The sequence below is a fragment of the Isoptericola sp. NPDC057191 genome (genome assembly GCF_042670225.1).
In the GTDB taxonomy this organism is placed as follows: Bacteria; Actinomycetota; Actinomycetes; order Actinomycetales; family Cellulomonadaceae; genus Isoptericola.
Map to the genome: position 1 here is coordinate 1 of NZ_JBHUWC010000211.1, position 6,682 is coordinate 6,682.

Sequence of the window (6,682 nt, forward strand, 5' to 3'; positions counted from 1 at the left end):
GCTGACTTGATCCTCAAGACACGGTCGTGAGGATCAAGTCAGCACGGTCGAGGCTGTGGCGGGTCCGGTCAGCTCGCGGACTTCTGCCGCGTGTCGACGTACAGCTCGTCGATCTCGGTCGCGAAGTCCTTGACGAACACGTGCCGGCGCACGCTCTGCTTGGGGGTGAGGTAGCCGTTCTCGACGGTGAGGTCGCCCGGGAGCACGGCGAACTTGCGGATCGACTCCGCCTTCGACACGGCCTGGTTCGCCCGGGTGACGGCGGCGTCGAGGGCGGCGAGGACGTCGGGGTCGGTGGCGGCCTGCTCAGGCGGCATCTCCGGCTTCCCGTGCATCTTCAGCCAGCCCGGCAGGCCCTCGGCGTCCAGGGTGACCAGCGCGGCGATGAAGGGCCGGTTGTCGCCGACCACGACGCACTGGCTCACCAGGGCGTGGGCGCGGATCCGGTCCTCCAGCATCGCGGGGGCGACGTTCTTGCCGCCCGCGGTCACGATGATCTCCTTCTTGCGGCCCGTGATGGTGAGGAAGCCGTCGTCGTCGAGGACGCCGAGGTCGCCGCTGCGGAACCAGCCGTCGTCGAACGCCTCGGCGGTCGCCTGCGGGTTGTTGTGATAGCCGCGGAACACCTGGATGCCGCGCAGGAGCACCTCGCCGTCCGGTGCGATGCGCACCCCGCAGCCGGGCAGCTGGGGTCCGACCGAGCCGATCTTGATCGCGTCGGGACGGTTCACGCTGGTGGGTGCCGTGGTCTCGGTGAGGCCGTAGCCCTCGAGGATCGTGACGCCCAGGCCACGGAAGAAGTGGCCGAGCCGCTCGCCGAGCGGTCCGCCGCCGGAGACCGCGTACTGGGCCTGGCCGCCGAGCACCGCGCGCAGCTTCGAGAACACCAGCGTGTCCGCGACCTTGTGCTGCAGACGCAGCCACAACGACGGCCCGGACGGGGTGTCGAGGGCGCGCGAGTACGCGATGCCGGTGGCGGCGGCCCAGTGGAAGATCTTGAGCTTGCCGCCCGCCGCGGCGCTCTGCTCGGCCGCGTTGTAGACCTTCTCGAAGACCCGCGGCACCGCGAGGATGTAGGTGGGCCGGAACGCGCCGAGGCCCGCGGTGACAGTCTTCAGGTCGCCCCAGTGCCCGAGCACCGTGCCGCTCGCGATGGCGAGGATCTCGATGTAGCGGGCGAACACGTGCGCGAGGGGGAGGAAGAGCAGCGTGCGCCCGCCGTCCTTGAAGACGTCCGGGACGGCCGCCACCGCGTTCACCCCGAGCAGCGCGAGGTTCCCGTGGGTGATCTCGGCGCCCTTGGGCGTGCCCGTGGTGCCGGAGGTGTAGATGATGGTCGCGACGTCGGCGAGGTCCGCGATCGCCCGGCGGCGCACGATCTCCTCGTCGGGCACCTCGGCGCCGGCGGCGGTGAGCGCGGCGATCGCGCCGCTCTCGAGCTCGAGGACCTCGCGCAGGGCGGGGGCGCGGTCGGAGACCTCGGCGACGGTGGCGGCGAGGCCCGCGTCCTCCACCACGAGGAGCGTGATCCCGGAGTCGGTGAGGATCCACTCGACCTGCTCGGCAGAGGACGTCTCGTAGATCGGGACGGGCACCGCGCCGGCGGCCCACGCGGCGAAGTCGAGGAGCGTCCACTCGTAGCGCGTGTGGGACATGATGCCGACGGGGTCCCCGGGCTGCACGCCCTTCGCCACGAGCCCCTTGGCGACGGCCACCACCTCGGCGTCGAACTGTGCGCCCGAGACCGGCTCCCAGCCGTCACCTGCGGGTCGCTCGGCGAGGGTGGCGCTCGGGTCGCTCGCCACGCGGGTGGCGAGGAGGTCGTTGAGGTTCGACGTGGCAGGCAGCTCGACCGCCTGCGGGATGGTGATCTCGTCCATGCTGACTCCATCGTCCATGCTGTGCATTTGCCGGGGGTTCGGTCCCAGCTGGTCACGATACCGGGTCTCACCCGAGGTCCAGGACACGGTTCGGTGACGGACGAGCGTCGCACCCTCTCGGTGGTGGTGGCTAGTCTGGACCCTGCGCGCACCGCGCGCCCCCGAGCCGCTCGGCGAACGGGTGACGCGCCGCACGGACGCGGCGTCCCGACACATGAACGTGAGGTCCCTGCATGCACGCCATCGGAGTCGACATCGGCGGCACGAAGATTGCCGTGGGTGTGGTGGACGAGGCGGGCACGATCCTCGCGAAGGTACGCCGCGAGACGGCCGCCGACGACGTCGCCGGCATCGACCGTGCCATCGCCGACGCGTGCGCCGAGCTGGCCAAGGAGCACGAGGTCGGGGCGATCGGGCTCGCGGCGGCCGGCTTCGTCAGCCCGGACCGCCGGTCGGTGCAGTTCGCGCCGAACATCGCCTGGCGCGAGTACCCGCTGGCCGAGCGCCTCGAGGGTCTGCTCGACCTCGACGTGCCGGTGGTGGTGGAGAACGACGCGAACGCCGCCGGCTGGGCGGAGTTCCGCTTCGGTGCTGCCCGAGAGGCGACCGACATGCTGATGCTCACGGTCGGCACGGGGCTCGGCGGGGCGATCGTGGTGGACCGCGAGCTGGTCCGCGGCAAGTGGGGCGTGGCCGCCGAGGTCGGTCACATGCGCGTCGTGCCCGGCGGTCACTACTGCGGGTGCGGGCACGAGGGGTGCTGGGAGCAGTACGCGTCCGGCACCGCGCTCGTGCGCGACGCCCGCCAGGCTGCGATCGCGCAGCCCGACCGTGCCACCCGGCTCCTGGAGCTCGCCGGCGGCGAGACCGGCGGGATCGAGGGGCCGCACGTCACGAAGGCCGCGCAGGAGGGCGACGAGCTCGCCGTCGAGCTCCTGGCGACCCTCGGTCGCTGGATCGGGGAGGGGTCGGCGTCCGTGGCTGCCCTGCTGGACCCGGAGCTGATCGTCATCGGCGGCGGCGTCGGCGCGGCCGGCGACCTGCTGCTCCTGCCCGTGCGCAAGGCCTACGAGGCGCAGCTCTCCGCCCTCGGGCACCGGCCGGTGGCCCAGATCGAGCTCGCCGAGCACGGCAACGAGGCCGGCATCATCGGTGCCGCCGACCTCGCGCGCCGCTGAAGCGACCCTGAAGCGCCCTGGCGCGACCGTGGCGCGACCCTGCCCACGGTCTCGACGGCGGCCGTGACCGCAGCTCTCGACCGTGTCCCGGTTCAGACGACGGCGCCCGTGCCGTGGTCGTCCGGGTCGCGGCGGTGCGGCATGCGCCAGATCAGCACGCCGAGCGCGACGAGGAACAGCAGCCCGGCGACCGGCCCGGACCAGGTCGGGATGCGGAGCGAGGGCGCTGCGGCGCGCACGACGACCCCCACGACCACCAGCACGGGGATCACGACCACGAGGGCCCACGCCAGGGTCAGCAGCGGGTCGCGGGACAGGACCGCTTCCGGCTCCGGCGGCGTGAAATGAGACTCCGTCTCCTCGAGCGCCTCGACCTCGGGCGTGACCGGCCAGTCGCGAGGGCCGGTACCGGTGGCTCCCGTGGCGCCGGGAGCGTCTGCTGGGGTCGGACCCGCCTGCGCCCCGCGGTCGGCGCCGCCGCGGGCGTCGTCGCCGAGGGGGCCGAGCTGCGCGACGATGTCCGCCCAGCGCGCCTCGACGGCGTCGTCGGGCAGGTCGTCGTCCGGCAGGTCCGGTTCGGCGTCCGGGTTCGGTACGGGCATGGGTTCACTCTATTGTCGTGGACGATGCTTCGTGTCGGTGGCGACTCCCGCCGGCGCCAGGGCCGTCGCAGGCGGACCGCTGACGGGGCGCTGTCGGCACTGGGCGAGGAGGACAGTTGTTCTACTGGGTGATGAAGAACGTGGTGGTGGGGCCGTGGCTCCGGCTGGCGTTCCGCCCCTGGACCAAGGGCGTGGAGCACATCCCGTCCTCGGGTCCGGCGATCCTGGCGAGCAACCACCTCGCGGTCATCGACTCGTTCGTGCTGCCGCTCGTCGTGGACCGGCAGGTGCAGTTCCTGGGCAAGTCGGACTACTTCACGGGCGGGGGCGTGCGCGGCCGGATGGTGGCCGGCTTCATGCGCGGGGTGGGCACCATCCCGGTGGACCGGTCGGGCGGCAAGGCCAGCGAGGCGGCCCTGCGCACGGGGCTGCGCGTGCTCGACGAGGGTGACCTGTTCGGCATCTACCCCGAGGGCACGCGCAGCCCGGACGGCCGGCTGTACCGCGGCAAGACCGGTGTCGCGCGTCTCGCGCTCGAGTCCGGCGCGCCCGTCGTCCCGGTCGCGATGGTGGGCACCGACGTGGCGCAACCGCTGGGACGGTCGGTCCCGAAGCCGATGCCCATCGGCATCGTCTTCGGGGAGCCGCTCGACTTCAGCCGTTACCGCGGGATGGAGAACGACAGGTTCGTGCTGCGGTCCGTGACCGACGAGATCATGTACGCCATCCTGCGGCTGTCCGACCAGGAGTACGTCGACGTGTACGCGGCCACGATGAAGGCCCGGCTCGCGGCCGCGGCCCAGCATCCCGCCTCGCCCGACGAGCCCCCGCAGGAGCCCGCCGCGGCCCCCTGAGCCCCTGCGCGCGGCCGGCGTCCCGCTCACGCCACCCGGAGCCGGATCCACGCGTCCGGCGGCAGGTCGCGGCCGCCCGGCACCGCGCGGTGCTCGAGCGCCCAGCGGTCGCCCGCGACGTCGGCCGCGACCCGCGGCCAGAACGCTGCCGCGGCCGGGTTCGCGTCCTGGAACGCGATCTCCCACGTACCCGGCGTGCGCCGCAGCACGTCGGCGGCGACGGCACGGCCGACGCCGTGCCGGCGGGCGGCTCGCGCGACGAAGAACGCGGACAGCACCCGCACGGGGGAGTCGACGCCCCGGACCAGGGCGAACGCCACCGGCCGGCCGTCCACGGCGGCGAGGTGCGCGCACCAGCCGGGTGCACCGTCGAGGGCTGCGCGCAGACGCTCGTCGCGGAAGCGGCCATCGGGGCGCGGCAGCTCCCCGGTGACGTCGGAGAGGTCGTGGCGGAAGAGCGCCCAGAGTCGCTCGAGGACGTCGGCGTCGGCCGCGGTGGCGATGCGGACGTCGGGGCGGGGGTGAGAAGAAGTCGTCATACGCAAGAACCTCCCCGTCGGACGACGGGAAGGTTCTGCGGACATCATCTCACGGGCCCAGGCCGGCGGGCAGGGCCGTTCGCCCGGCGGACGGCCGGAGCCGGCCCCCTGGCGGTGCTCCTAGGATGGGAGGGATCCCGTCCCCCACCGAGAGGTAGCCCCTGTCATGTCGGTTCGTCGCGTGGCTCTCCTGACCGCCGGCGGCTTCGCGCCCTGCCTGTCCTCCGCCGTCGGCGGCCTCATCGAGCGCTACACGGAGCTCGACCCGTCGATCGAGATCATCGCCTACCAGTACGGCTACCACGGGCTCCTCACGGGCACGAAGATCGTGGTCGACGACGAGGCCCGCAAGCAGGCCGGCATCCTGCACCGCTTCGGCGGCTCACCCATCGGCAACTCTCGCGTCAAGCTCACCAACGCCGCGGACTGCGTCAAGCGCGGGCTCGTGCAGGAGGGCCAGAACCCGCTCGAGGTCGCCGCCGAGCAGCTCAAGGCCGACGGTGTCGACGTGCTGCACACCATCGGCGGTGACGACACCAACACCACGGCCGCGGACCTTGCTGCCTACCTCCACGACAACGGCTACGAGCTCACCGTGGTCGGCCTGCCCAAGACGATCGACAACGACGTGGTGCCCATCCGCCAGTCGCTCGGCGCCTGGACGGCGGCCGAGGAGGCCGCGGGCTTCGCCGCGAACGTCATCGGGGAGCACCGCTCCGGCCCGCGCATGCTCATCGTGCACGAGGTCATGGGCCGCCACTGCGGCTGGCTCACCGCGGCCACCGCGAAGGAGTACCGCAAATGGCTCGACGCGCAGGAGTGGGCGCCCGCCCTCGGCCTGACGCGCGAGCGCTGGGACGTGCACGCGGTCTTCCTGCCCGAGCTCGAGATCGACATCGACGCCGAGGCCGCGCGCCTGCGCGCCGTCATGGACGAGATCGGCAACGTCAACATCTTCCTGTCGGAGGGTGCCGGCATGAACGAGATCGTCGAGCAGCTCGAGGCCGCCGGCGAGGAGGTCCCGCGCGACCCGTTCGGCCACGTCAAGCTCGACACCATCAACCCGGGCCAGTGGTTCGCGAAGCAGTTCGCGGAGAAGCTGGGCGCCGAGAAGGTCATGGTGCAGAAGTCGGGCTACTACTCGCGCGCCGCGGCCGCGAACGCCGAGGACCTGCGCCTCATCAAGTCGATGACCGACCTCGCGGTCGAGTGCGCCCTGCGCGGCGAGGCCGGCGTCATCGGGCACGACGAGGAGGACGGCGACCGCCTCAAGGCGATCGCGTTCCCCCGCATCGCGGGTGGCAAGGCGTTCGACGTCAGCCAGGAGTGGTTCGGCGAGATCCTCGCGGGCATCGGCCAGCCGCTGGTCCCCGCGAAGCCCGCCGCGCACTGACGCCCCCACCCCGCCGCCACCGGCCCGCACCGACCCAGGAGCAGCCCGCATGACCACTGCCGTCGAGACCGTGGCACCCGGGAGCGACCCCGCAGGCCTGGACAGGTTCCGGGCGCTCGAGGCGCGCCAGCAGCCCACGTGGCCGGACGCCGACGCGCTCGCGGCGGTGGCGGGGAGGCTCTCGCAGGCGGCGCCGCTCGTGGTGCCGGCCGAGGCGAGGCGCCTCACGGAGCGCC

The 6,682-nt window shown here is 72.9% G+C and carries 7 protein-coding genes; 4 read left to right on the forward strand and 3 right to left on the reverse strand.

The genetic code is table 11. The annotated features are described in order from the left end of the window. Positions 1 to 68 precede the first annotated feature (68 nt). Entirely contained in the window at positions 69 to 1,880 is a 1,812-nt protein-coding gene (locus tag ACFT55_RS18255) for an AMP-dependent synthetase/ligase (RefSeq protein WP_380245266.1), read from the reverse strand. A 233-nt stretch (positions 1,881 to 2,113) separates the two neighbouring features. On the opposite strand from ACFT55_RS18255, the gene ACFT55_RS18260 reads away from it, so the two are divergent. Continuing rightward, positions 2,114 to 3,058, forward strand: coding sequence for an ROK family glucokinase (locus ACFT55_RS18260; protein ID WP_380245267.1), 945 nt, complete (start codon positions 2,114 to 2,116; stop codon positions 3,056 to 3,058). Positions 3,059 to 3,150: 92 nt separating this feature from the next. Here ACFT55_RS18260 and ACFT55_RS18265 read toward each other — a convergent pair whose 3' ends face one another. Further along, the gene (locus ACFT55_RS18265) at positions 3,151 to 3,660 is read right to left on the reverse strand and encodes a hypothetical protein (protein WP_380245268.1); all 510 of its coding nucleotides are present in this window, start codon (positions 3,658 to 3,660) and stop codon (positions 3,151 to 3,153) included. 116 nt (positions 3,661 to 3,776) lie between these two features. On the opposite strand from ACFT55_RS18265, the gene ACFT55_RS18270 reads away from it, so the two are divergent. Next, positions 3,777 to 4,514 (forward strand): lysophospholipid acyltransferase family protein, encoded by a 738-nt coding sequence (locus ACFT55_RS18270; protein ID WP_380245269.1) that lies wholly within the window; start codon positions 3,777 to 3,779, stop codon positions 4,512 to 4,514. 26 nt (positions 4,515 to 4,540) lie between these two features. Here the strand turns inward: ACFT55_RS18270 and ACFT55_RS18275 are convergent, their stop codons facing one another. Beyond that, a complete protein-coding gene (locus ACFT55_RS18275; RefSeq protein ID WP_380245270.1) occupies positions 4,541 to 5,053 on the reverse strand; it encodes a GNAT family N-acetyltransferase in 513 nt (170 codons plus the stop codon). Between the two features lie 166 nt (positions 5,054 to 5,219). Between ACFT55_RS18275 and ACFT55_RS18280 the strand changes: the two genes are divergently transcribed. Further along, positions 5,220 to 6,446 (forward strand): pyrophosphate--fructose-6-phosphate 1-phosphotransferase, encoded by a 1,227-nt coding sequence (locus tag ACFT55_RS18280; protein ID WP_380245271.1) that lies wholly within the window; start codon positions 5,220 to 5,222, stop codon positions 6,444 to 6,446. 49 nt (positions 6,447 to 6,495) lie between these two features. Continuing rightward, positions 6,496 to 6,682, forward strand: a 187-nt coding sequence (locus tag ACFT55_RS18285; RefSeq protein ID WP_380245272.1) for a 3-deoxy-7-phosphoheptulonate synthase, incomplete at its 3' end; no start/stop codon positions are given.